General features: G+C 64.7%; 20 protein-coding genes. 14 read left to right on the forward strand and 6 right to left on the reverse strand.

The annotated features are described in order from the left end of the window. Positions 1-22: 22 nt before the first annotated feature. Complete coding sequence (locus tag M1D97_RS01300; protein ID WP_456268937.1) at positions 23-1189, reverse strand: zinc-dependent alcohol dehydrogenase; 1167 nt, start codon at positions 1187-1189, stop codon at positions 23-25. Positions 1190-1461: 272 nt separating this feature from the next. Beyond that, positions 1462-2709 (reverse strand): phosphoglycerate dehydrogenase, encoded by a 1248-nt coding sequence (serA, locus tag M1D97_RS01305; RefSeq protein WP_456268938.1) that lies wholly within the window; start codon positions 2707-2709, stop codon positions 1462-1464. Between the two features lie 385 nt (positions 2710-3094). On the opposite strand from serA, the gene xseB reads away from it, so the two are divergent. The 4 genes from xseB (at position 3095) to djlA (ending at position 7107) form a co-directional block, all read left to right on the forward strand. Next, a complete protein-coding gene (gene xseB / locus M1D97_RS01310; RefSeq protein ID WP_456268939.1) occupies positions 3095-3406 on the forward strand; it encodes an exodeoxyribonuclease VII small subunit in 312 nt (103 codons plus the stop codon). Positions 3407-3416: 10 nt separating this feature from the next. Next, entirely contained in the window at positions 3417-4316 is a 900-nt protein-coding gene (ispA, locus tag M1D97_RS01315) for a (2E,6E)-farnesyl diphosphate synthase (RefSeq protein ID WP_456268940.1), read from the forward strand. A gap of 92 nt (positions 4317-4408) precedes the next feature. Further along, the gene (gene dxs, locus M1D97_RS01320; protein WP_456268941.1) at positions 4409-6307 is read left to right on the forward strand and encodes a 1-deoxy-D-xylulose-5-phosphate synthase; all 1899 of its coding nucleotides are present in this window, start codon (positions 4409-4411) and stop codon (positions 6305-6307) included. Between the two features lie 32 nt (positions 6308-6339). Further along, on the forward strand, positions 6340-7107 hold the full coding sequence (djlA, locus tag M1D97_RS01325; RefSeq protein ID WP_456268942.1) for a co-chaperone DjlA: 768 nt from the start codon (positions 6340-6342) through the stop codon (positions 7105-7107). A gap of 29 nt (positions 7108-7136) precedes the next feature. Here djlA and M1D97_RS01330 read toward each other — a convergent pair whose 3' ends face one another. Both M1D97_RS01330 and ribA read right to left on the reverse strand, forming a co-directional pair. Next, positions 7137-7628, reverse strand: a complete 492-nt coding sequence (locus tag M1D97_RS01330) for an acyl-CoA thioesterase (RefSeq protein ID WP_456268943.1) — start codon at positions 7626-7628, stop codon at positions 7137-7139. Positions 7629-8024: 396 nt separating this feature from the next. Then, positions 8025-8657 carry a GTP cyclohydrolase II gene (gene ribA, locus M1D97_RS01335; RefSeq protein ID WP_456268944.1) on the reverse strand — a complete coding sequence of 211 codons (633 nt, stop codon included), beginning with the start codon at positions 8655-8657 and terminating at the stop codon, positions 8025-8027. A gap of 213 nt (positions 8658-8870) precedes the next feature. Between ribA and hemE the strand changes: the two genes are divergently transcribed. From hemE to M1D97_RS01375, 8 genes are all read left to right on the forward strand, one after another. Further along, positions 8871-9935 (forward strand): uroporphyrinogen decarboxylase, encoded by a 1065-nt coding sequence (gene hemE, locus M1D97_RS01340; RefSeq protein ID WP_456268945.1) that lies wholly within the window; start codon positions 8871-8873, stop codon positions 9933-9935. After that, positions 9904-10407, forward strand: coding sequence for a thiol-disulfide oxidoreductase DCC family protein (locus M1D97_RS01345; RefSeq protein ID WP_456268946.1), 504 nt, complete (start codon positions 9904-9906; stop codon positions 10405-10407). Before hemE ends, M1D97_RS01345 begins: the two co-directional genes overlap by 32 nt. Before the next feature lie 116 nt (positions 10408-10523). Further along, positions 10524-12362, forward strand: a complete 1839-nt coding sequence (locus M1D97_RS01350) for a methyl-accepting chemotaxis protein (protein WP_456268947.1) — start codon at positions 10524-10526, stop codon at positions 12360-12362. A 148-nt stretch (positions 12363-12510) separates the two neighbouring features. Next, a complete protein-coding gene (locus M1D97_RS01355; protein ID WP_456268948.1) occupies positions 12511-14331 on the forward strand; it encodes a methyl-accepting chemotaxis protein in 1821 nt (606 codons plus the stop codon). Between the two features lie 193 nt (positions 14332-14524). Further along, positions 14525-16582: a methyl-accepting chemotaxis protein gene (locus tag M1D97_RS01360; protein ID WP_456268949.1), complete on the forward strand. Its 2058-nt coding sequence runs from the start codon at positions 14525-14527 to the stop codon at positions 16580-16582. Positions 16583-16820: 238 nt separating this feature from the next. Next, on the forward strand, positions 16821-18869 hold the full coding sequence (locus M1D97_RS01365; RefSeq protein WP_456268950.1) for a methyl-accepting chemotaxis protein: 2049 nt from the start codon (positions 16821-16823) through the stop codon (positions 18867-18869). Positions 18870-19032: 163 nt separating this feature from the next. Further along, a complete protein-coding gene (locus M1D97_RS01370) occupies positions 19033-19842 on the forward strand; it encodes a ferredoxin--NADP reductase (protein WP_456268951.1) in 810 nt (269 codons plus the stop codon). Between the two features lie 149 nt (positions 19843-19991). Continuing rightward, a complete protein-coding gene (locus M1D97_RS01375) occupies positions 19992-20594 on the forward strand; it encodes an FMN-dependent NADH-azoreductase (RefSeq protein ID WP_456268952.1) in 603 nt (200 codons plus the stop codon). 71 nt (positions 20595-20665) lie between these two features. On the opposite strand, the gene glnK is transcribed toward M1D97_RS01375, so the two are convergent. Beyond that, positions 20666-21004, reverse strand: a complete 339-nt coding sequence (glnK, locus tag M1D97_RS01380) for a P-II family nitrogen regulator (protein ID WP_456268953.1) — start codon at positions 21002-21004, stop codon at positions 20666-20668. Positions 21005-21207: 203 nt separating this feature from the next. Beyond that, positions 21208-22455: an ammonium transporter gene (locus M1D97_RS01385; RefSeq protein ID WP_456268954.1), complete on the reverse strand. Its 1248-nt coding sequence runs from the start codon at positions 22453-22455 to the stop codon at positions 21208-21210. 459 nt (positions 22456-22914) lie between these two features. Here M1D97_RS01385 and M1D97_RS01390 point away from each other — a divergent pair, with 459 nt between their 5' ends. Both M1D97_RS01390 and M1D97_RS01395 read left to right on the forward strand, forming a co-directional pair. Beyond that, positions 22915-23451 (forward strand): accessory factor UbiK family protein, encoded by a 537-nt coding sequence (locus tag M1D97_RS01390; protein ID WP_456268955.1) that lies wholly within the window; start codon positions 22915-22917, stop codon positions 23449-23451. Positions 23452-23925: 474 nt separating this feature from the next. Then, entirely contained in the window at positions 23926-25044 is a 1119-nt protein-coding gene (locus tag M1D97_RS01395) for a metallophosphoesterase (RefSeq protein ID WP_456268956.1), read from the forward strand. Positions 25045-25047 lie beyond the last annotated feature (3 nt).

Here is a 25047-nt window from a genome sequence, read left to right on the forward strand (position 1 = left end):
TTTTTTGATGGCGTGATCCGCCTTACGGAGTCAGCACGACCTTGCGGCAGTCATCCTGTTTGGCATCGAACAGGCGATAGGCTTCGGCGGCCTGATCGAGCTTCATGCGATGGCTGATGATCGCCTCGGGCTGGAGCGTGCCCTGATCGATGGCTTCCAGAAGGGTCGGCAGATAGTCATGCACGTGGGTCTGGCCGCCCTTCATGGTCAGGCCCTTGTCGAAGAAATCGCCGATCAGAAAGCCGTTCACGGCGCCGGCATAGACGCCCGGGATGCTGATGCTGCCGCCGCGGCGTATGGCGGCCAGGCACTGGTGCAGGACGATGTCGCTGCTTTCGACCTCGAAATTATCCATGGCCGGCAGCGCCCCGCCGTGGCTTTTGGCCTCATAGCCCACCGCATCGATGACGGCGTCCACACCGCGACGGCCTGCACTCAGCTGGATGATGGCCTCGGCCACGTCATCGGTCCGGTCGAAGTTGATGGTCTCGACGCCGTAGGTCTTCTGCGCAAAATCGAGGCGATACTGCTGATTGTCGATCATGACGATCTGCTCGGCGCCTTCCATGCGCGCACAGGCTGCCGACATCAGCCCCACAGGGCCGGCGCCGAAGATCGCCACGCTCGAGCCCTTTCTAACGCCGGCGTTGAGCACGGCCTGATAGCCGGTGGGCAGGATGTCCGACATGAACAGCACCTGTTCATCATCGAGACCTTCCGGAATGGCGTAGGGGCCGGCATTGGCCTGCGGCACGCGTACATATTCCGCCTGGCCGCCGGGAATGCCGCCATACATGTGCGAGAAGCCAAAGAGCGCCGCCGGCGCCGGGATCGACTTCTTGTTCAGCGCCGCGCCTTCGTCGGGGTTGGTGGTCTCGCAGGCCGCATAGAGCGAATGCTGGCAGAAAAAGCAGCTGCCGCAGGCGATCACGAACGGCACGACCACGCGATCGCCCTTTTTAACGCTGGTGACCGCAGAGCCTGCTTCCTCGACGATGCCCATGAACTCGTGGCCGAAGATATCGCCGGGCTCGGTGGCCGGCATTGAGCCGCGATAGAGGTGCAGATCGGAACCGCAGATGGCGGTCGAGGTGACGCGCAGGATAATGTCGTCATCCTGCTGGAGCGTGGGTTCGGCGACGTTTTCAACGCGAACATCGTTGCTGCCCTGATAAACCAGTGCCTTCATGAGGTCTCCTCCGTGAAATCTCCGACCGAAGATCATCGGCCGGCAATGCTGGCGACGGTCGACATCCTGCCGACCCGAAAGACAGCATAGAAAGCAAAGCGATAGGCAGCTAATGATTTATCGAAACCTGATGTAAGCGCTGCAAAAGGCAGGATGTAGCAGGCAAGCGGGCAAGGGGTTGGCGTCGCCATCTCATGACAACGGGCGCCCCGTGGAAAGGGCGCCCGTTGATAGAGCGGCAGCTGCTTGTGTGTTGCCCGCTCGACCGGGGGTTACTCGCTGTCGGCCTGGGAGTAGAGCACGCGGGTGCGCAGGGTGTGGTTGACCTCGCGCAGGGCATTGAGCGCCTGTTCCCCATAGGCCTTGTCGACATCGATGACCACGTAGCCGACCTCTTCGTTGGTCTGCAGAAACTGCGCGGAGATGTTGATGCCTTCATTGCCCAGCACATGGTTGATCTCGGAGAGCACGCCCGGCACGTTGCGGTGAATGTGCAGCAGACGGTGCTTGTCCGGGTGCGACGGCAGGGCGACTTCGGGGAAGTTGACCGAGGTGATGGTGGTGCCGTTGTCGGAGAAGGTAATCAGCTTTTCCGAGACCTCAACGCCAATGTTCTCCTGCGCCTCGACCGTGGAGCCACCGATGTGCGGCGTCAGGATCACGTTGTCGAATTGACGAAGCGGTGAGACGAACTCTTCATCGTTGCCCTTCGGCTCGGTCGGGAAGACGTCGATGGCCGCCCCCAGCAGCTTGCCGGATTCGAGCACCTCGGCGAGTGCGTCGATGTCCACGACCTTGCCGCGCGAGGCGTTGATCAGATAGCTGCCCTGTTTCATCAGCGCGAGCTCGTCACGGCCGATCATCCAGGTGGTGGCGTGCGTTTCGGGCACGTGCAGGGTGACGACGTCGGCGCGCGCCATCAGCTCCTGCAGGCTGCCGACCTGGCGGGCGTTGCCCATCCCGAGCTTGGTGATGGTGTCGTAATAGATGACGTTGAGACCGACCGACTCGGCCAGTACCGACAGCTGGGCGCCGATGCTGCCGTAGCCGACGATGCCCAGCGTCTTGCCGCGGGCCTCGAACGAGTTGCTGGCGGACTTGAGCCAGCCGCCCTGATGGGCGCGGGCGTTCTTTTCGGGGATGCCGCGCAGCATCATGATGGTCTCGGCCAGCACCAGCTCGGCGACCGAACGGGTATTGGAGTAGGGCGCGTTGAACACCGGGATGCCGAGCTTGAGCGCCGCCGGCAGATCCACCTGGTTGGTGCCGATGCAGAAGCAGCCGATGGCGACCAGGCGTTCGGCGGCGCTGAGCACACGTTCGTTCAATTGCGTACGCGAGCGAATGCCGATGAAATGGGCGTCACGGATCCTTTCAATCAGATCCTCTTCGCTCAGTGACGTGGTCAGACGCTCGATGTTGCTGTAACCGGCGTTTTGAAAGTTGTCCACGGCGGACTGGTGGACGCCCTCGAGCAGCAGAACCTTGATCTTGCTCTTGTCCAGAGACGTTTTTGCCATGTGCGCATCAACCCTTTAATCGGCTGGCCTGAGGGAAAGTAGGAAGAGATGGCGGGCGCGGCCCGATCTCGGCCGAAAACAATCGGGCATCGATATGACAGCGCGAGTGGCTGCCTGATGGCCCGGCTCGGCGGGGCAGTTATCCTACCATGGTGGTACGGGTGGTGCATGGCCCGCCACGGCGGGGTGCCCTGAAACGTCCGGGGCCTGTGGATGAATCCGGTGCATGTGATGGCGCCCGGGCGGGCGTTCCGGTCTGTCCCGACCGGCGCGTCGGGCGGCGTCAAACGCATGACGGATGTGTATACTTGCAGGCTGTCGGGGCGTTACCGTCTGCCGACACTCTGGATTTCACGCCATATACCGGCGCTTACAGGATTGACGCATGATACAACGGTCCGGGTCCGCTCACGACAGCGATCAGGCCGCGGCGACATCATCAACGGCCGCGGCACAGACACCGTCCGACTTCGCTGGCACGCTGGCCTCGCTTGAAACCCTGGTCAGACGCCTCGAGTCGGGCGATCTGAGCCTTGAAGCCTCGCTGGAGGATTTCGAGCGCGGCATCGTGCTGGTGCGCGACGCCCGCGCCCGGCTCGAGCAGGCCGAGCTGCGGGTACAGCAGCTGCTGGCGCAGGAGGACGGTACACTGACGTCGTCGCTGCCGGACGATCAATCGCGAGACAACGACGCATGATGGGTGAACGATGACTGTGGACACCGCGGGGGTGGATGTCGGCGCGCTGATGACGACGCTGCGCGACCGGGTCGAGACGCAGCTGGGCACGGTGCTGGAAAATGCGGCGCCTGCCCGGGCTGTCCGACTGGAAGAGGCCATGCGCTACAGCGTGCTGGGCGGGGGCAAACGGCTGCGCGCCATTCTGGTGTATGCCGCCGGTCAGGCGCTGGATGCCAACGAGGTGGCGCTGGACGCCCCGGCGGTCGCCATCGAGCTGATTCACGCCTATTCGCTCGTGCATGACGATCTGCCCTGCATGGATGACGATGACCTGCGTCGCGGGCGCCCCACCTGCCACCGCGCCTTTGACGAGGCCACGGCGCTGCTGGCCGGTGATGCCCTGCAGACGCTGGCGTTCGAAGTACTGGCCGATACCGGACAGCCGCGCGCGGCCGAGATGGTGGCAACGCTTGCCCGCTGCGCCGGACGCGCCGGCATGGCCGGCGGCCAGGCGCTGGATCTGGACGCCGTGGGCCGTCAGCTCGATGTCGAGGCACTGATGGCCATTCACCATCACAAGACCGGCGCGCTGATCGAGGCCGCGCTGTCACTGGGGGCGCTGGCCGCCCCGAACGTACAGCCGGTGCAGCTGCAGGCGCTTGGCGAGTACGCCCGCGCCATTGGCCTTGCCTTCCAGATTCAGGACGACATTCTGGATGTGACCGGCTCCACCGAGGTGCTGGGCAAGACCCAGGGGGCCGATGCGCTGCGCGACAAGCCGACCTATCCGGCCCTGCTGGGGCTGGAAGAGGCGCAATACCGGGCGCAGGCGCTGCTCGATCAGGCGCTGGCGGCCCTGGCGCCGCTGGGCGAGCGCGGCGACACGCTGGCAGCCCTTGCCCGCTACATGATCGAGCGCGATCACTGAGACGCCCCCGGCCCGCGCGCCGGAAAGACATTCTCGATGTCCCCGGATACAACAGGACCAGGGACAGGATCCTGACAGGCCATTGAGGCGCTATGAAGCTGTTTGACGATATCCCCACACAAAGACCGGCCACGCCGCTGCTTGATCGCATCGAAGCGCCCTCTGATCTGCGCAGTCTCGATGAGCAGCAGCTCTCGCGTCTGGCCGACGAGCTCAGGGCCTATCTGCTCTACAGTGTCGGCTGCACGGGCGGTCACTTTGGCGCCGGCCTCGGCGTCATCGAGCTGACCGTCGCGCTGCATCAGCAGTACAACACCCCGCACGACCGGCTGGTGTGGGATGTGGGGCACCAGACCTACCCGCACAAGATTCTGACCGGGCGGCGCGAGTCGATGGACTCCATGCGCCGCTATCAGGGGCTGGCGGCCTTCCCGCGTCGCGAGGAGTCGCCCTATGACACCTTTGGCGTGGGCCACTCCAGCACCTCCATTTCGGCGGCACTGGGCATGGCGCTGGCGGCGCGCACCCGCGGCGACAGCCGGCGCGTGTGCGCCATCATCGGCGACGGCGCCCTGACCGCCGGCATGGCGTTCGAAGCGCTGGCCCATGCCGGCCACGTCGATGCCAACATGCTGGTAGTGCTCAACGACAACGAGATGTCGATCTCGGAAAACGTCGGCGGCATGGCCACCTATCTGGCGCGCATCCTCAACAGCGGTCCCTATGTGGCCGCGCGCGAGGGCAGCAAGCGGGTGCTGTCGCATCTGCCCGGCGCGCTGGATATCGCCCGGCGCACCGAAGAGCACGTCAAGGGCATGCTCACGCCCGCCACGCTGTTCGAGGAGATGGGATTCAACTATGTCGGCCCCATCGACGGTCACGATCTGCCGCTTCTGATCCGCACCCTGCGCGAACTGAAAAACCGCAAGGGGCCGCAGTTTTTGCACATCGTCACCCGCAAGGGCAAGGGCTTCGAGCCGGCCGAGGGCGACCCGATCGGCTATCACGCCATCACCAAGCTCGAAAAGGACAAGGTCGAGGCGCCGCCGGTGCCCGCGCCGAAAAAGCTCAAGTTCTGCAACGTCTTCGGTGAGTGGCTGTGCGATACCGCCAGCCTTGATCCGCGCCTGATCGGCATCACGCCGGCCATGCGCGAAGGCTCCGACATGATTCGCTTCTCGAAGGAGTACCCGGAGCGCTACTACGATGTGGCGATCGCCGAGCAGCACGCGGTAACGCTGGCGGCCGGCATGGCCTGTGAGGACGTCAAGCCGGTGGTGGCGATCTACTCCACCTTCCTGCAGCGCGGCTATGACCAACTGATTCATGATGTCGCCGTCCAGGGCCTCGATGTCACCTTTGCCATCGACCGTGCCGGCCTGGTCGGCGAGGATGGCGCGACTCACCACGGCGCGCTGGATCTCTCCTATCTGCGCTGCGTGCCCGGCATGGTGATCATGGCGCCCAGTGACGAACGCGAGTGCTATCGCATGCTGACCACCGCCTATCAGTACGAGGGCCCGGCGGCGGTGCGCTATCCCCGCGGGACCGGTCCGGGCGCCGCCTTCGAGCCGGGGCTCGAACCACTCGAGATCGGCCGCGCCGACCTCCGGCGCGAGGGTCAAACGGGCGATGAGGGTGTGGTTCTGCTGGTCTTTGGCAGCCTGCTGACGCCGGCCCTCGAGGTCGCCGAGCGCCTCGATGCCACGGTCTACGACATGCGCTTTGTGAAGCCGCTGGACAGCGAGGCCGTACTGGCCGCGGCAACAGAGCATGGTCTGGTCGTGACGCTTGAAGAGAACGTGATCGCCGGCGGTGCCGGCAGCGGCGTGGGCGAGCTGCTGGCGGCCTCCGGCATGCGCACGTCCCTTTTGCATCTGGGCATTCCCGATCATTTCATCGAGCACGGCACGCCGGGCGAGCTGCTGGCCGAATGCGGGCTGGATGCCGAGGGCATCGAGGCGTCGATTCGCCGGCGCCTGGATCGCTGACTCCCCCCATCAACCGGAAATAGAACCGCCTCATGCTGATCGTTATCTTCATTGCCGCCATGATCGGCTACGCCGTGGCCCGGCTGCCCGGCCTCCTGATCGGGGGCCTGCTGGGCTATGTGCTGGTGCGCTGGCTGCGCGCCAGGCTGATTGGCAAGCTGGCCGAGCGCCAGACCCGTTTTCTCTCCGCCACCTTCTCGGTCATGGGCGCCATGAGCATGGCCAACGGCGAGGTCTCCGACCGCCAGCGTCAGAGTGCCGAGGCGGTCTTTGACCGGCTCAATCTCAACGATGCCCAGCGTGACAAGGCCCGTGCCGATTTCGAGCGCGGCCAGCGACAGGATTTCGATCTGGAAACCGAGCTGGCCGCCCTGCGCCGGATTGTCGGTGCGCAGCGCGGGCTGTTGCAGGTCTTTTTCCAGGTGCAGCTGGTGGCGCTGGCCGCCGATGGTCAGGTCGAGCAGGCCGAGCGCGACATGCTGCTGCGCGTGGCACAGGGACTGGGCTGCTCACAGGAGGAGCTGTCGCAGCTGGAAGCGATGCTCAACGCCGCTGCCAGCGGCGGCGGGACGCAGGAGAGCGCCCAGCCGCTGGACGAGGCCTATCAGGTGCTGGGGGTGTCGTCCGAGGCCACCGATGCCGAGATCAAGCGCGCCTATCGCAAGCTGATGAGCCAGAACCACCCCGACAAGCTCGCCGGCAAGGGCATGCCCGACAGCATGCGGCGCATGGCCGAGCAGCGTACCAGCGAGATCAGCAACGCCTACGAGCGCATTCAGCAGGCCCGCGGCCAGGGGTGACCCCGGCCGCGCCCCGGCGACGGCCGGGGTTATTGAGCGCTTTTTTGATGTCGTATGTCATGAAAGCGCTGCTCCATCTCACGACGCAGCTCGCGACGCCTCAGCCCCGATTCAAAGCGCTGGCGCTCGACGTCGGTGGCCGGTTCGAGCTGGGGCACCTCGACGGATTTGCCGTCATCATCGACCGCCACCATGGTGAAGTAGCAGCTGTTGGTATGGCGGACCACCCCGGCGCGGATATCCTCGGCGATCACCTTGATGCCGATCTCCATCGACGAGCGTCCGGTGTAGTTGACCGAGCCCAGGAAGGTGACCAGTTCACCGACATGGATGGGCTGGCGAAACATGACCTGATCCACCGACAGCGTCACCACATAGTGGCCGGCCCAGCGGCTGGCGCAGGCGTAGGCCACCTCATCGAGATACTTCAGCAGCGTGCCGCCGTGAACCTTGCCGGAAAAGTTGGCCATGTTCGGGGTCATCAGCACGGTCATGGTGGTCTGGTGGCGCGGTGTGTCCATTCCCTCTCTCGCTTGTGGTCATGTTGTTGTGGTCGACTTATCGGGGCCGAGCATAACGCATCGGCAGCGGTCAGCAGGCCGTGTCGTTATGGGCAATCGCTGTCGGCATGACCAGCATGGCGTGCCGGCTGCCCATCGGGCGCCGGCGATACCGGGCGGCGGCCGGGGGACGTGACGCCGTTACAGGTGGGCTCGAGTGTCGGGGCGCCCTTGCTGGTGCGCTACAGTCTGGACCCGCTTCGGGCGCTGAATCTGGCGGTGGGCATGGCCCTGCCCGGCGCTGTCGGACCGTGTGTCAGCCCCGGTGGCGTGGTCTTCGCTGTCCTTGCCGCGCCATCCCGGCCGGGCCGTTTTTCCCCGGCGCATCGCCGGGGCGTTCGAAGGGGCGAGTCCGGTTCAGGGGCGTTCGCGATCCACGTGGCTGGCGGTCTCGAACTCATCGAGGGCCATCATGTGGCCGAGCTTGCCGGCCTTGGTCGACAGATACTGCTCGTTGTGGGCATTCAGCCCGGTGGTCAGCGGCACGCGCTCGCTGATTTCGATACCTGCCTGCTGCAGGGCAATGACCTTGCGCGGGTTGTTGGTCATCAGTCGCAGCCGGGCGATGCCCAGCTGTTCAAGCATCGGGATGCAGAGGTCATAGCGGCGCATGTCGGCGTCAAAGCCCAGCGCCTCGTTGGCCTCGACCGTATCGGCGCCGCCGTCCTGCAGGTGATAGGCGCGAATCTTGTTCATCAGCCCGATGCCGCGGCCTTCCTGACGCAGGTACAAAAGCGCCCCGCGGCCCTCCTCGGCGATGCGCTTGAGCGCGGTCTGAAGCTGATAGCCGCAGTCACAGCGCATCGAAAACAGGGCATCACCGGTCAGGCACTCGGAGTGCACCCGGCCGAGAACGGGCTCGCCATCGGCCACATCGCCCAGGGTGAGGACAACATGATCCTTGCCGGTCTCGTCATCCTCGAAGCCATGCATGGTAAACGTGGCCCAGGGCATGGGCAGACGAGAACTGGCGATAAATCTGATCGTCACGGTAACCTCATGAAGTATTGGTGAGCCATCCCATGGCTGCCAAAGCGTAGCCTGGCAGGGCAGGTTGCATTTATCTACGCGCAGGACGCGGCGCCCGGTCAGCGCTCGCAGCAGGGGCGTCACCGATTATATTGCACCATGATGACCTCTCCTGCAGCCGTGCTGTCTGAGCTACAATGAAGCGACATTTTGCCGCCGGATGATCTTGTCTGCATGACTCTCGAAAATGATCGCTTTTTGCGCGCCCTGGCGCACCAGGACGTTGACCGTACACCGGTCTGGATGATGCGCCAGGCCGGGCGCTATCTGCCCGAATATCTCAGGGTGCGTCAGCAGGCGGGCAGCTTCATGGATCTGTGTCGCAATCGGGACATGGCCTGTGAGGTGACCCTGCAGCCGCTGGAACGCTTTGACCTGGATGCGGCCATTTTATTCTCCGACATCCTCACCATTCCCGATGCGATGGATCTGGGGCTTTACTTCGAGCCGGGGGAAGGGCCGATGTTCAAGCGCCCGGTCCGGGACGCGGCGGCCATCAATGCCCTGAAGGCGCCCGATGCCGAGCGCGATCTCGACTATGTCATGAACGCCGTCTCGACCATCCGTCGTGAACTCAACGGTCGCGTGCCGCTGATCGGCTTTACGGGCAGCCCCTGGACGCTGGCCACCTACATGGTGGAAGGCGGTCCCAGCAAGGACTTCCGCCACATCAAGGGACTGCTCTACGGCGATCCGGCGGCGCTGCATCAGCTGCTGGACACGCTGGCCACCGCCGTCACCGACTATCTCAACGCCCAGATTCGTGCCGGCGCCCAGGCGGTACAGATCTTTGACACCTGGGGCGGGGCGCTGTCCACGCCGGCCTACAAGGCTTTCTCGCTGGCCTACATGGAGAAGATCGTGCGCGGCCTGATCCGTGAGCACGATGGCCGCCGCGTACCGGTGATCGTCTTTACCAAAAACGGTGGTCAGTGGCTGGAAAGCATCGCCGACATCGGTGCCGACGGCGTGGGGCTGGACTGGACCACCGAGATGGGTGACGCCCGGGCCCGCGTGGGCGACAGGGTCGCGCTGCAGGGCAATCTCGACCCGTCGGCGCTGTTCGGCTCGCCGCAGGTGATCCGCGACGAGGTCGCCCGCATTCTGGAAAGCTATGGCCCGGGCAACGGTCACGTGTTCAATCTGGGCCACGGCATCTCCCAGTTCACGCCGATCGAGAATGTCCAGGCCTTCATCGAGGCACTGCATGAACTCAGCCCCCGGTACCACCAGCAATAGCACCACCGCCCCGCCAGCTGATCCGGACTGGCCGGGTCAGCTGGTGGTGTTTGACGGCGACTGCCCGCTGTGTCGCCGTGCGGTGCACTTTATCATTGCCCGCGAGGCGACGCCGGTGACCGGTCTGGTGACCCTGCAGTCCCCCCTGGGCCATCGGCTGGGCGCGCACTTCGGCGAGGATGCCGATGATCTCGACAGCATGTGGCTGATCCGCGACGGCGCCCTGCATCGCGACAGCGACGGGCTCTGGCGCACGGCGCAGTCGCTGCAGCCCCCCTGGTCGGCAGGAGCCGGCCTGCGCTTCGTGCCGGCGCCCATGCGTGATGGCGTCTATCAGCTGGTGGGGCGCTACCGCAAGCAGCTGGCCAGCGACCCCGGCATGGGCGGCGACGTGCAGTCACGCCTTCTGGAAACACTGACCCGCGCGCAGTGTGAGCGCCTCTCCCTGCCGGCCGGCCTGGCCGAAGACTGATAGCCTGCCGGGTCCCTGGCACCCGGCGGGTCTTTTCCCTCCAGGCATTTCCAGAGGAGCGTGCCCGCTCAAGTGACAGGCCTGTAATGTCGTTAATCAATGAATCTTTTCGGTTCATGATGCAACAGAAGGCCTTTCTCATGCGGCGCTCCATCGGCACCCGTCTTCAATTGATCTGTATTGCCCTGGTGATCACGGCACTGGTGGTCACCGGCGGCACCATCTATGTGGCCAGTCGCGCCGCCCAGCTCGAGGAAACCCGTCACAGCGTGGCGGCGCTGGGCGGCAGTGGCGCCGACGCCATGGCGCAGTGGTTCGAGGCGCGTCGCCGCATTGTCGAGTCGATCGCCCGTCACCTGGACGATGGCGATGCGATGGCCGGGCTGGTCAAGGGCAACGACGCCGGTGGTCTGCTGGCCACCTATGTGGCCTGGCGCGATGGCCGCACCCTGTTTTCCGATCAGTGGGAGGCGCCGGCGGACTATGTCGCCACCGAGCGGGACTGGTATCAAAGCGCTGCGGCGGCCGGGCGTACCGTGGTCACCGAGCCCTATATCGATGCCACCTCCGGGGGACTGGTGGTGACCTTTGCCACGCCGGTCGCGGCAGACGGGCAGACCACGGCGGTGGTGGCGGCGGATGCGGTCATGGATCAGGTCAGTGCGCAGATTTTGAAACTCCGGCCGACCCCATCGAGTCTGGTCTTCATTACCGATGCCGCCGGCCGGGTGATCGTCCACGCCGATGCCGAGCGCATCCTCGAGCCCGCCACCGACATGGCGGCTTCCCTGACGCCGTCGGCACTGGCGGACATGGCGCGTCGCGACGCTCTCACCGAAGTGGACATCGACGGTCATGACTACCTGCTTGCGGCCACCCCCATCCCGGGCATGGACTGGCAGCTCAATATTGCCCTGGATCGCAGTGACGCGCTGGCGGGGCTGGCCTCGATTCGCAACACCACGCTGGCGGCGCTCTTGATCAGTACGCTGGTGGCGGCACTGGTGCTGTGGCTGGCGCTCAAACCGGTGCTGGCCCGCCTGCGTCGCGCGCGCGAGGCGATGGAGAACGTCGCCAGCGGCGAGGGTGATCTGACCCGGCGTCTGCCGGTTGAAGGGCGTGACGAGATTGCCGCCATTGCCACGGCGTTCAACGCCTTTGCCGATCGCATGAACGACACGCTGATCGAGATTCGCGATGCCTCGAGCCAGGTCGAGAACGCCGCCGGCGAAATCTCCTCGGGCGGGCATGATCTCTCCCGGCGCACCGAACAGACGGCGGCCAGTCTGGAAGAGTCGGCCGCCGCCATGGAGGAGCTGACCAGCACCGTCGAGCACTCGGCGACGTCCACGAAAGAGGCCAACGGTCTGGCCCATGAGGCGGCCACCATGGCCCGCGGCGGCGGCGAGCAGATGAATAACGTGGTGGCGACCATGTCGCGCATTCGCGAGACCTCCGGGAAGATCGAGTCGATCGTCGATGTGATCGACGGCATCGCCTTCCAGACCAACCTGCTGGCGCTGAACGCCTCGGTCGAGGCGGCGCGGGCCGGTGAGCAGGGTCGCGGCTTCGCGGTGGTCGCCCAGGAGGTGCGCAATCTGGCCAACCGCAGCGCCCAGGCGGCGACCGACATCAAGGCGCTGATTGCCACCTCGAGTCACGAAACCACCAGCGGCGCCGAGCTGGTAGAAACGACCAGCCAGGCGATGGGCGAGATCGTCGAGCGGGTCGAGCGTGTCAGCACGGTGATCGATGAATTGAGCCGCGCCACCGGTGAACAGTCCACCGGCATCGGTCAGGTGAATCAGGCGATTACCCAGCTCGATGACATGACCCAGCAGAACGCCGCGCTGGTCGAGCAGTCGGCCGCCGCGGCCGAGTCGCTCAATCAGCAGGCGCAGCGACTGGCGACCACGGTGGGCGCCTTCAGGCTGCGCGAGCGCGGCGTGTCCTGAGAGTGTGCCGCGCTCGGACCCCGGTACGGCGACGCCGTATCGGGCATCCTTGATGACGTCCGGTCGGGGTCAAGCGGGAAGCGGTCGGTGCCGTTATGACACGACAGCCGTGCTGTACAGCTTCTCGCCAACGACAAGAGACCCTTCCGTGTTGACTTCCATTCGTACCCGCATTCTGGTGTTCTGTCTGATCATCGTGCTGCTGGCCCTGACGCTGACCGGCGTCGCCACGTACTACGTCACCAGCCAGTACAACACCCAGTCCATGACCCGCTCACAGGCGGAAGTCGCCGAAGGCTATACCATGGCCATCAGTGACTGGAGTCAGTCCAAAAAGGCCGTGGTGGAAGCCGCCGGCCGTCAGGCGCTGACCGAGAATGCCCTGTCGCGGTTTGTCCTGGCCGCTGATGCCGGCGACATGATCACGGTCTATGCCGGCTTCAGCGACGATCGCTATATCACCAGCGACGTGGACTGGGAGATCCCGCCGACTTACCGGCCGACCCAGCGCCCCTGGTATCAGCAGGCCCTGGCCGCCGACCACACCATCGCCACGCTGCCCTACCTGGATGCCTCTTCCGGCCGGATGGTGGTCTCCTTTGCCGCGCCCATCGTGCGGGAGGGCCGGACGGTCGGTGTGGTCAGCTCCGATGTGGGCATGGAAAGCGTCATCAATACCGTCAACGGGGTTGATCCCACGCCGAACAGCTACGCCTTCATGGTCAACGCTGACGGCACCATGATCGCTCATGCCGACAGATCGCTGATTCTGAAGCCGGCCACCGAGCTGGATGCCGGCCTGACGCCCGATGCCCTGTCACGGATGACCGGTTCGGACCGGCTGCGCGAGATGACCCTGCAGGGGCAGGACGTTCTTGTGTCGGCGGCGCCGATCGAGGGCACCCACTGGACGCTGGTCATGGCACTGGATCGTGACGAGGCCATGGCCGGTATGACGAGCCTGGTCAAAACCACCATCGTGGCCCTGGCGGTGGTGGGGATTCTTGCTGCGCTGTTGATCTGGGCGCTGCTGACGCCGATTTTCCGCCGCATGCATGAGGTGCGCGATGCGATGCAGGCCGTCAGCGAGGGCGAGGGGGATCTGACCCAGCGGCTGCCGCTGTCGAGCCGCGATGACGAGGTCAACCAGATTGCCCGCTCGTTCAACCGCTTTGTCGATCGTATCGATCACGTCATGAGCGACGTGCGCGACAGCAGCGAGAACGTGCGCATGGCCTCCTCCGAGATCTCGACCGGCAGCATGGACCTGTCCCGGCGCACCGAGACCACCGCTGCAAGCCTCGAGCAGTCGGCGGCCGCCATGGAGCAGCTGACCAGTACGGTGGCCAATTCCACCGAATCCTCGCGCCATGCCGCACAGCTTACCGCTCAGGCCACGCAGGCGGCCGAGGAGGGCGGGCAGGTCATGAGCGAGGTGGTCGGCACCATGAATGACATCAGCACCTCATCGGGCGAAATGGCCAGCATTATCGAGGTCATCGACTCGATCGCCTTTCAGACCAATCTGCTGGCACTCAATGCCTCCGTCGAGGCCGCGCGGGCCGGTGAGCAGGGGCGCGGCTTTGCGGTGGTGGCGCAGGAGGTGCGAAGCCTGGCCAATCGCAGTACCCAGGCCGCTCGGGACATCAAGCAACTCATCGACGGCTCGGTGGAGAAAACCACCAATGGCCAGGCGCTGGTCCAGAGGGCCGGCGAGCGCATGGAAGATATCGTGCATCAGATCAAGCGGGTCAATGACCTGATCAACGAGGTCACCACCGCGGCCAGCGAGCAGAATACCGGGATCTCCCAGGTCAATCAGGCCGTCACGCAGCTGGATCAGATGACCCAGGAAAACGCCGCTCTGGTCGAGGAGTCCGCGGCCGCTTCGGATTCGCTCTCTCAGGAGGCGCAGCGACTGACACGGATCATCGGTGTGTTCCGGCTCAGCGAACGAACGCCCGCCTGAAGCCATCGTTTTAAAACGGCCCTGCGGGGCCGTTTTTTAATACGGGAAAGCGCACAGGCCTCAAGCCCGATCCCGACCGCGTCGTTAATCTCCTCTCATGGGGCCGTCACATCCGAGGGCTCCCCATCCTTGATCAGCGGCGGTCAGGTGCCCTGGCAGCAGGCCGGCTGACACACCATGGTGGTGCATCGTGATGCAATTCAGGTCCATTCGTAACTTTGTCACCGTCACCGCCGGCGCCTGTCTGCTGGCGGTGGTGGTCGTGCTGGTGCTGTATTCGCTGGTGGCCATGACCCGCGCCCAGCAGCAGACGGCCGATCGTACCCAGACGCAGCTCGAGGATGCCATTGAAGCGCGCCTGCAGGCGCTGGGTCGGGCACAGGCCGGCGACATCAGCGCGCACCTGGAAGGCGCTTTGCAGATCGCCGAAGAGCTGGCGCAGACCAACGCCATGATGGCACCGGGCAGTGAGGGGACAGCAACGCTTGCCATCGATCGTCGCGACATGTCGCGTATCGTGCGCCAGCGCGTGGTGGATAACCCCGAGCTGCTCGATGCGTTTATTGGCTGGGAGCCCAACGCCTTCGACAACGATGCCGACTACCAGGGCCGGACCGAGCTGGGGTATGGCGAGAACGGTCGCTTCATGCCCTGGTGGTATCGCACCGAGTCGGGCAGCGTGGCAGTGCTCGGGCTGGGAGACACCATGGAGAGCACAGCGACCCAGCCCAACGGCATTCGTGAAGGGGAGTACTATCTGTGTCCGCGCGAGACCGGCCGTGCCTGCGTGATCGACCCGGCGCCCTATGACTTCAACGGCACCACCATTCTGGTGACCTCGTTCAATGTGCCGATCATGGTGGACGGCACCTTTCGTGGCAGTGCCGGGGTGGATCTGTCGCTGGCCTTCATTCAGGGCATGCTCGTGGATGCCAACCAGACGCTCTACGACGGGGCGGGCAGCATCGCGCTGGTCTCGACCAACGGCACCATTGTGGGCTATTCGGGCGACGCCCGGTCCCCCGGCCAGCCGGCGGGGCAGATGTTTGATGACGCCACGGCCCGTCGGTTGACCGGCGGCGTGGACAGCGCCGTCATGACCACCAGCGGCGATGATCTGAGCCTGCAGCTGCCGGTCAATATCGGCGACAGCGCCCGCTGGCAGCTGCTGCTGCGCGTGCCCAAAAGCGCGGCCTATGCCGATTTCAATGCGCTGCAGGACGAGCTGGCGGACCAGCAGCGTCAGGCACTTGTCACCATGGCGCTGGTGGGGCTCGTGGTCAGTGCGCTGGGGCTGGCCGCGATCTGGCTGGTGGGCCGACGCATCGCCCGGCCGCTGAAACACCTGGCCGAGCGCATGCGCCAGATTGCCAACGGCGATGGTGATCTGACCCAGCGCCTGCCGGTCATGGGGCGTGACGAGCCGGCGCAGCTGGCGGAAGCCTTCAATCAGTTCGTCGATCGCATGGAGACGGTGCTGATCGACATTCGCGACTCAAGCCATTCGGTGCAGCTGGCGGCGGCCGAAATCTCCTCGGGTGGGCATGATCTCTCCCGGCGCACCGAAACCACGGCGGCCAACCTGGAAGAGTCGGCGGCGGCGATGGAGGAGCTAACCAGTACCGTCGAACACTCGGCGTCCTCCACGAAGGAAGCCAACGGCCTGGCTCACGAAGCGGCGACCATGGCCCGCGGCGGCGGCGAGCAGATGAATAACGTGGTGGCGACCATGTCGCGCATTCGCGAGACCTCCGGGAAGATCGAGTCGATCGTCGATGTGATCGACGGCATCGCCTTCCAGACCAACCTGCTGGCGCTGAACGCCTCGGTCGAGGCGGCGCGGGCCGGTGAGCAGGGTCGCGGCTTCGCGGTGGTGGCTCAGGAGGTGCGCAATCTGGCCAACCGCAGTGCCCAGGCGGCCACCGACATCAAGGCGCTGATCACGACCTCGAGTCACGAAACCACCAGCGGCGCCGAGCTGGTAGAGACCACCAGCCAGGCGATGGGCGAGATCGTCGAGCGGGTCGAGCGTGTCAGCACGGTGATCGATGAATTGAGCCGCGCCACCGGTGAACAGTCCACCGGCATCGGTCAGGTCAACCAGGCGATTACCCAGCTCGATGACATGACCCAGCAGAATGCCGCCCTGGTCGAGCAGTCGGCCGCCGCGGCCGAATCGCTCAATCAGCAGGCGCAGCGACTGGCTACCACGGTGGGTGCCTTCAGGCTGAGCGGGCATACCGCGTCCTGACAGGCGGCAGTGTGGCTGTTGACAGGCCCCGGGCGGTATACCGTCCGGGGCCTTTTCATGGCGGCGTGACCGGCGGTGGCGACACTGATGTCATCTGCAACCTTGGTCGCGCTCCATCAAGATCGGTCCGGTCGGGCCGTTATCTCCTGTAGGCACGACCGGTGGTTCAGCCGCATCACCTGACGGGTCGGACTATCCGGGGGTTGTTATCAGCCATTGAAAGCCATGGTGAGCCATCATGCTGCAGTTCAGATCCATTCGTCATTTTGTCACCGTCACCGCCGGCGCCTGTCTGCTGGCGGTGGTGGTTGTACTGGTGCTGTATTCGCTGGTCGCCATGACCCGCACCCAGCAGCAGACCGCCGACCGTACCGAAGCGCAGCTCAGCGAGGCCATTCAGGCCCGTCTGCAGGCGCTGGGGGAGGCGCAGGCCAGCGATATCAGCGCCCGTCTTGACGGCGCTTTGCAAACGGCCACCGAGCTGGCCAATACCAACGCCATGATGGCGCAGCCGGCCACGGGCGAGGCGCTGTTGCCGATCGACCGGGAGGTGATGTCCAGGATCGTGCGCCAGCGCGTGATCGATAACCCCGACCTGCTCGATGCCTTCATTGGCTGGGAGCCCAACGCCTTCGACAATGATGCCGATTACCAGGGGCAGACAGGGCGGGGCTACGGCGCGGACGGCCGTTTCATGCCCTGGTGGTATCGTACCGAAAGCGGCAGCATCGAGGTGCTGGCATTGGGCGAGGGGATGGAAAGCGAGACCGTGATGGAGAGCGGCATTCGCGAGGGCGAGTACTATCTGTGCACCCGCGAGACCGGCCGCCCCTGCGTGACCGATCCGCACCCCTACGACTACAACGGCCAGACCCTGCTGGTGACCTCATTCAACGTGCCGATCATGGTGAACGGCGCGTTTCGCGGCAGTGCCGGGGTGGATCTGTCGCTGGACTTCATCCAGGGCCTGCTCGTGGAGGCCAATCAGACCCTGTATGACGGCGCAGGCAGCATTGCGCTGGTGTCGGACGTCGGCACCATTGTGGGCTACTCGGGCGATGCGAACAGCCCGAGTCGGCCGGCCGGTCAATTCTTTGACGCCGACACCACACGGCAGCTGGTCAACGGCAGCGACCGCGCCATCATGACCACCGTGGGTGAGGAGCTGAGCCTGCAGCTGCCGGTGGACATCGGCGAGGCCGCCCGCTGGCAACTGCTGCTGCGCGTGCCCAAAAGCGCCGTTTATGCCGACTTCAACGCGCTGCAAAGCGAGCTGGCGGATCAGCAGCATCAGGCGCTCGTCACCATGGCGCTGGTGGGCCTGCTGGTCAGTGCGCTGGGGCTGGCCGCGATCTGGCTGGTGGGCCGACGCATCGCCCGGCCGCTCAAGCATCTGGCCGAGCGCATGCGCCAGATCGCCAATGGTGACGGCGATCTGACCCAGCGCCTGCCGGTGATGGGGCGCGATGAGCCGGCGCAGCTGGCGGAAGGCTTCAATCAGTTCGTTGATCGCATGGAAACCGTGCTGATCGATATTCGCGATTCGAGTCATTCGGTGCAGCTGGCCGCCGCCGAAATCTCGGCCGGCGGGCATGATCTTTCCCGGCGTACCGAAACCACCGCGGCCAATCTGGAAGAGTCGGCGGCAGCGATGGAGGAGCTGACCAGCACCGTCGAGCATTCGGCCACCTCCACGAAGGAGGCCAACGGCCTGGCTCATGAAACCGCCACCATGGCCCGCAGCGGCGGCGAGCAGATGAATAGTGTAGTGGCCACCATGGCGCGCATTCGCGAAACCTCGGGCAAGATCGAGTCGATCGTCGATGTGATCGACGGCATCGCCTTCCAGACCAATCTGCTGGCGCTCAACGCCTCGGTCGAGGCGGCGCGGGCCGGCGAACAGGGTCGCGGCTTTGCGGTGGTGGCGCAGGAGGTGCGCAATCTCGCCAACCGCAGTGCTCAGGCGGCGACCGACATCAAGGCGCTGATCACCACCTCGAGTCACGAAACCACTGGCGGTTCGGAGCTGGTGGATGCTGCCAGCCACGCGATGGGTGAGATCGTCGAGCGGGTCGAGCGGGTGAGCACGGTGATCGATGAATTGAGCCGCGCCACCGGTGAGCAGTCCACCGGTATCGGTCAGGTGAATCAGGCGATCACCCAGCTGGATGACATGACCCAGCAGAACGCGGCGCTGGTCGAACAGTCGGCGGCGGCGGCCGAGTCGCTCAATCAGCAGGCGCATCGGCTGGCGACCACGGTCGGGGCATTCCGTCTGAGCCAATAGCGCTGCTGCAAAAGGGTCCGGGGCCACATTTCGATGTGGCCCCTTTTGGTTTGGCCCCTTTTATTGGTGGGCTCATCGACCCCGTTCACTGGTGTCAAAGGCGCGCGCGTGCCGTGACGCCCGCGGGCGCAATGTCTAGAATGGGCGCACTGATCCATTGCAAATGCGACCCATTGTCAGGGAGTTCTCCAACGTGTCCAGCAAGTTTGCTACCACCGAAGTCCTGAGCGTTCATCACTGGAACGATTCGCTGTTCAGCTTTTGCACCACCCGCGAGGACAGCCTGCGTTTCAAGAACGGCCAGTTCGTGATGATCGGGCTCGAGGTCGATGGCAAGCCGCTGACGCGCGCCTACTCGATCGCCAGCCCCAACTGGGAAGAGCATCTGGAGTTCTTTTCGATCAAGGTGCAGGACGGCCCGCTGACCTCGAGGCTTCAGCACCTGCAGGTGGGCGATTCGCTGCTGGTCAGCCGCAAGCCGACCGGCACGCTGGTGCTCGATGACCTGAAGGAAGGGCGCCATCTCTACATGCTCTCCACCGGCACAGGGCTGGCGCCATTTCTAAGCCTGATTCAGGACCCGGAAGCCTACGAGCGCTTTGACAAGGTGATCCTGATTCACGGCGTGCGCACCGTCAGCGAGCTGGCCTATCAGGAATTCATTACCCGTGACCTGCCCAATCACGAGTTTCTGGGCGAGGAGATCAGCGACAAGCTGATCTACTACCCGACCGTCACCCGTGAGGACTTCCACACCATGGGCCGACTAACCGATCACATCCGCTCCGGCAAGCTGGCCGCCGATATTGGTCTGCCGCAGCTGGACCCCGAGCACGACCGCGCCATGATCTGCGGCAGCCCGGCGATGCTCGAGGAGAGCAGCCAGGTGCTGGACGAGCTGGGCTTTACCATCTCGCCGCGCATGGGCGAGCCGGGCGACTACGTCATCGAGCGCGCCTTCGTCGAGAAGTAGGCAACGGGGCGCAAAAGGCGCGGCCTTGATGGTCGCGCCATTCGATTAAAACGAATGCAAAACGGCAATGTTTGCGCTTCACAGTCGATTTGATGAGCCTGTAAAGTCACGCCACTCGCCTTTTGGGCGCCACTTTTCCGGATGAACGCATGTCAAACGCACTGATTCTCAAATCCAGCATTCTTGGTGAACACTCCCAGTCCAGCCAGCTGGCGGACTATCTGATGGATCGTTTCGAAAGCCGTCACGGCGCCGGCAGCGCCACCGTGCGTGACCTGGCCGCCACGCCCGTCGAGGTGCTGGACGCCGAGCTGATGGCCGCCCTGCGTGGCAGCGTGGCCGAGCCGACACCGGCTCAGGAGGACGCGCTGGCGCTGTCGGATACGCTGGTCGAGGAGTTGAAGAATCATGACACCATCGTCATCACGGCGCCGATGTATAACTTCAATATCCCGACCCAGCTCAAGACCTGGTGTGACTTCGTGGCACGGGCCGGGGTCACCTTTCGCTACACCGAGCAGGGCCCCGAAGGCTTTATCACCGGCAAGCGCGTCATCGTTTTGACCACGCGGGGCGGGCTGCACCGCGATACCGAACAGGACCTGGTCACGCCCTATCTGCGCACTTTCCTGGGCTTTCTCGGCATGACCGACATCGAGTTCATCTACGCCGAGGGGCTGGGCATGGGCGAGGAGGCGGTCAGCACGGCGCGCAGTTCGGCGCGTGCGGACATCGACGCCCTGTCGCTGTAAGCCGCGTCACATGATCATGAAAAAAACCCGCCGATCGGCGGGTTTTTTCATGGCCGTACCCCGGGCGACGATCAGACGGCGTCCTGACCGGTCTCGCCGGTACGGATACGGATGACCTGCTCCAGCGGCGCCACGAAGATCTTGCCATCACCGATCTTGCCGGTGTTGGCCACCGAGGTGATGGCGTCGATGATCTGATCGACCATGGCATCGTCCACGGCCACCTCGATCTTGACCTTGGGCAGGAAGTCGACCACGTACTCCGCGCCGCGATAGAGCTCGGTATGGCCCTTCTGACGACCGAAGCCCTTGACTTCCGTGACGGTAATCCCCTGTACGCCGACCTCCGAGAGGGACTCACGCACGTCGTCAAGCTTGAAGGGTTTGATGATGGCAGATACCAGTTTCATCTTTCGTGTCCTCACCTGATCGTCTTTGATTTGGGCAGGGCCGGCGCCCCTGTCGCTCAAGCATACAGTGCCGGTTGCCGGTTTGAAAAAGCATGATTGCACCCGGAGACCAGATCCTGCTGCCATGTGACCATGGTGGCGGCGGCCTTCATGCGCCAGCCCATGGCAGGGGCACCCGCAGGGGTGCCCGAGCCGTACAGCGCCTAGCGCTTGCCGCCGGTGAATTCAGGATAGGCCTCCAGGCCGCATTCAGCGACATCCACGCCTTCATACTCTTCCTCCTCGCTGACGCGCAGCCCCATGACCAGCCGGATGACCAGCCAGACGGCAAGGCTTGCCCCGAAGGTCCAGATGAAGATCACCGCCATGCCCAGCAGCTGCGCACTAAAACCGGCGGCATCATCGGTCAGCGGCACGGCCAGCAGTCCCCAGATACCGACGACGCCGTGCACCGAGATGGCGCCGACCGGATCATCGATGCGCAGCTTGTCGAGCGCCACGATGGCGAACACCACCAGCAGCCCGCCGACGGCGCCGACCAGGGTGGCGGCCAGGATGCTCGGAGCCGAGGGGCCGGCGGTGATGGCCACAAGACCGGCCAGCGCGCCGTTGAGGCCCATGGTGAGATCGGCCTTGCGAAACCACAGACGGGCCAGGATCAGCGCGGCAATCACGCCGCCGCTGGCCGCGGCATTGGTATTGGCAAAGACCTGGGCGACGGCATTGGCGCTGCTGATGTCGGAGAGCTTGAGTTCCGAGCCGCCGTTAAAGCCCAGCCAGCCCAGCCACAGGATGAAGGTGCCCAGCGTGGCCAGCGGCATGTTGGCGCCGGGAATGGCGTTGATGGCGCCGTTCTTGCCGTATTTGCCCTTGCGGGGGCCCAGTACCAGTACGCCGGCCAGTGCCGCGGCCGCACCGCACAGATGCACGATGCCGGAACCGGCGTAATCGCTGAAACCGGCTTCATCCAGAAAGCCGCCGCCCCAGGACCAGTAGGCCTGAACCGGGTAGATCAGACCGGTCATGAACACCGCAAACAGCAGAAAGGACCAGAGCTTCATGCGCTCGGCCACGGCCCCGGAGACGATCGACATGGCGGTGGCCACGAACACCACCTGAAAGAAGAAGTCCGAGCGGGCGGCATAATAGGTATCGCCCCCGCTCGAGAGCACGCCGTCCACGCTGTTTTCGGCACCGATCAGAAAGCCGAAATCGGGCAGGATGCTGCCGCCATCGCCCAGATAGACGATGTGGTAGCCGATGAGCATGTACATGGTGCTGGCAATCGCAAACAGCGCCATGTTCTTGGTCAGGATCTCGGTGGTGTTCTTGGCCCGGACCATGCCGGCTTCCAGCATCGAGAAGCCGGCGGCCATCCACAGCACCAGCGCACCGCAGATCAGAAAGTAAAAGGTATCAAGTGCGTACTGCACTTCTACAAGTTCGTTCATGTGTTTATATCCTTGCAGCCGGGGTCTGGACGGCGTCAGTACCACGCGCCGGTACGAAGTCGGATGACACGGGACATGTCATGAAAGGCGTCCCATCAGGGGGCACGGCCGCCGTGATGCGCGCTGCGCCCTGGTCCTGATCAGGCTGACCGACGCCTCCCATGGCATGGCAGGCAGTGTGCCAGTCTCTCGTCATGGCTTTTAAAACAGCGGGTTACGAAGAGTGCAAGGTGTCGGTAACGTTGTGTAAGCACCATCATTGCGCATAAGGGCACCCGGAGCGCACTAAAATGGCATGGCCGCCACCCCGAAGCGCCCACTTTTGGTGCGATGCGGTTTTTGGGCGTTTCGCCGTCATGTTGCGTATCCTGTAGGCAGGTACTGTCGGCATGCCTAGCGGGGTGCGGTGTGGCCGACCCTCTCATTTCGGGAACGCAGACAATCAAAGGAAGGGCAGACATGGCAAAGCACGATATTTTTGGACGCATGGCGCAGCAGGTGGGCGAGCGGCTGCAGGACGTCTCCCGCGGGCCTGAAGAGATCCAGCGCACGGTACAAAGCGCCATGCGCAGCGCCTTCGATCGCATGGAACTGGTCTCGCGCGAGGATTTCGATGTCATGATGGAGGTGCTGCAGCGCACCCGCTCGCGCGTGGAGGATCTTGAAAAGCAGGTGGCCCGACTGGAAGCCGCGCTCGACGAGCGTGATGGTCAGTCCACTGCCGGCGCCACGCCCTCCGAGATGAGTGCCGCGGCTGCCCCCGGCGGTGCCAATACGGCCGCCGAAGCCGAGCGTCTGGCCGGTGAACACGACGCGCCGGCTGCCGCAGTCGATTCGACCGACAAGGCCGCCGACAGCGATGATGCGCCGACAAGCGCCGCCGGCAAGACGACCGCCGGCGCTGCGGCGTCAAAATCGACCGGCAAGACCACCCGCGGCAGCGGCAAGCGCGCCTCCGGTGCCGACGACCAGAGCGGTCAGGGCACGGCGGACTGATAACGCTCGATAAGCCCGGTTTGCCAGCACCGCCCCCGGGCGGTGCTGTTGTGTCATGCGATGGCGCGATGCATTGGTCACGGCCTCACATGACCGTCGGGGCTCGGCGCAGGCCCTGCCAATGAAGTGACCCCCTCCTTACGACATGTCTCAAGGCCTGAAAAGTTTTCCGGGCACCGTCACGGTGCGCGCCAGTGATGACGGCGATACTCCTGCGAAACGGCCCGCCTGTCGGTACTGGTGCCGGGGAGCCGGGGATAGTGGCTGTGGTCTGTATTGCCTTTTATCGACGCATTGTGGCTGCCCGCGCGTAACCCGGCCGGCGGCGATCACCGCAGTGCTGCCGGGCGTCGGCGGCGCTGGCCTGGCCCAGCCTTATCGCGTCAGGACAGTAGTATGCGACTTCTGGATGATGCGCGGTTCGTTCGTCCGCTATCCTTTCGGGGCCGTAGCCGATTACAAGAGTCGTGACCCATGCTCCACCTGATGACTGCTCTGCCCTGGTGTATTGTCGTTCTTCGCTGTCTGGCGCCGCTGACGGCGCCCCTCTGGATCAAGCTGGCGCTGGCGCTGGTACTGCTGGCCGTGGCCGAACAGCATCTGATCAGCCGCTGGGTCACCGGCTCGATCTTCTCGCCCGAGGTGCCCCGGCCCCTGTCGATGGTGCTGAACGTCCTGTTCGGGGCGCTGATTTTGCTGGCGGTCTTTCAGCTGCTGCTGGACCTGGTCATGCTCATCACCATGCTGGTCAAACAGCAGCGCCTGGCCGCACCGGATACGGTGCGCTACGTGTTGGCGGCCGTGGCACTGGGGCTGGGCATCCTGGGCGTGCAGCAGGCCACCCGCGTGCCGCCGGTCAAGGATATCGAAGTGACGATCCCCGGGCTGGCGCCGGCCTTCGAGGGCTACCGGATCGTGCAGCTCACCGATCTGCACATCAGCGGACTGTTCCCCGAGTCCTGGGCCCGGGCGGTAGTCGAGCGCACCAATACGCTGGACGCCGACGCCATCCTGATCAGCGGGGATCTGATGGACGGCACCCTGGACAACCGCCGCGTTGATGTGGCGCCGCTGGCCGGGCTGCAGGCCCGCGACGGGGTCTTCGTCAGTCCCGGCAACCACGAATACTATTTCGGCTACGAGCAGTGGATGCAGCACTACGTCTCGCTGGGCATGACCCGGCTCTCCAACGCCCATGCTCTCATCGAGCGCGACGGCGCGCGGCTGGCCGTGGCCGGCGTCAATGACCCGGCCGGTACCAGCCGCGGCCTGCCGGGCCCGGATGTGGCGGCCGCCGTCGAGGGCGTGCCCGGGGACGTGCCGATCATTTTGCTCGATCACCAGCCCAAAAACGCCCGGGAAGCGGCGCGCGAAGGCGTGGCCCTGCAGCTCTCCGGGCATACGCACGGCGGCATGATTGTCGGCATGGATCGGATCGTGGCGCGCGCCAACGAAGGCTTCGTGTCGGGGCGCTATGACGTGGACGGCATGACGCTTTACGTCAGCAACGGCACGGCGCTGTGGATGGGCTTTGCCCTGCGCCTGGGCAAGCCTTCCGAGATTACTCGCATTACGCTGCGCGGGGAGATGTGAGGC

Source organism: Kushneria sp. AK178, from assembly GCF_053903105.1.

What these genes read in the sequence shown, in the direction of transcription:
- xseB (WP_456268939.1), top strand. Translation starts at nt 3,095, where the DNA reads ATGATACAACGGTCCGGGTCCGCTCACGACAGCGATCAGGCCGCGGCG.
- M1D97_RS01395 (WP_456268956.1), top strand. Translation starts at nt 23,926, where the DNA reads ATGCTCCACCTGATGACTGCTCTGCCCTGGTGTATTGTCGTTCTTCGC.
- hemE (WP_456268945.1), top strand. Translation starts at nt 8,871, where the DNA reads ATGACTCTCGAAAATGATCGCTTTTTGCGCGCCCTGGCGCACCAGGAC.
- M1D97_RS01330 (WP_456268943.1), bottom strand. Translation starts at nt 7,628, where the DNA reads ATGGACACACCGCGCCACCAGACCACCATGACCGTGCTGATGACCCCG.
- djlA (WP_456268942.1), top strand. Translation starts at nt 6,340, where the DNA reads ATGCTGATCGTTATCTTCATTGCCGCCATGATCGGCTACGCCGTGGCC.
- M1D97_RS01300 (WP_456268937.1), bottom strand. Translation starts at nt 1,189, where the DNA reads ATGAAGGCACTGGTTTATCAGGGCAGCAACGATGTTCGCGTTGAAAAC.
- dxs (WP_456268941.1), top strand. Translation starts at nt 4,409, where the DNA reads ATGAAGCTGTTTGACGATATCCCCACACAAAGACCGGCCACGCCGCTG.
- glnK (WP_456268953.1), bottom strand. Translation starts at nt 21,004, where the DNA reads ATGAAACTGGTATCTGCCATCATCAAACCCTTCAAGCTTGACGACGTG.
- M1D97_RS01375 (WP_456268952.1), top strand. Translation starts at nt 19,992, where the DNA reads ATGTCAAACGCACTGATTCTCAAATCCAGCATTCTTGGTGAACACTCC.
- M1D97_RS01385 (WP_456268954.1), bottom strand. Translation starts at nt 22,455, where the DNA reads ATGAACGAACTTGTAGAAGTGCAGTACGCACTTGATACCTTTTACTTT.
- M1D97_RS01345 (WP_456268946.1), top strand. Translation starts at nt 9,904, where the DNA reads ATGAACTCAGCCCCCGGTACCACCAGCAATAGCACCACCGCCCCGCCA.
- M1D97_RS01365 (WP_456268950.1), top strand. Translation starts at nt 16,821, where the DNA reads ATGCTGCAGTTCAGATCCATTCGTCATTTTGTCACCGTCACCGCCGGC.
- ispA (WP_456268940.1), top strand. Translation starts at nt 3,417, where the DNA reads ATGACTGTGGACACCGCGGGGGTGGATGTCGGCGCGCTGATGACGACG.
- M1D97_RS01360 (WP_456268949.1), top strand. Translation starts at nt 14,525, where the DNA reads ATGCAATTCAGGTCCATTCGTAACTTTGTCACCGTCACCGCCGGCGCC.
- M1D97_RS01350 (WP_456268947.1), top strand. Translation starts at nt 10,524, where the DNA reads ATGATGCAACAGAAGGCCTTTCTCATGCGGCGCTCCATCGGCACCCGT.
- M1D97_RS01370 (WP_456268951.1), top strand. Translation starts at nt 19,033, where the DNA reads ATGCGACCCATTGTCAGGGAGTTCTCCAACGTGTCCAGCAAGTTTGCT.
- M1D97_RS01390 (WP_456268955.1), top strand. Translation starts at nt 22,915, where the DNA reads ATGGCAAAGCACGATATTTTTGGACGCATGGCGCAGCAGGTGGGCGAG.
- serA (WP_456268938.1), bottom strand. Translation starts at nt 2,709, where the DNA reads ATGGCAAAAACGTCTCTGGACAAGAGCAAGATCAAGGTTCTGCTGCTC.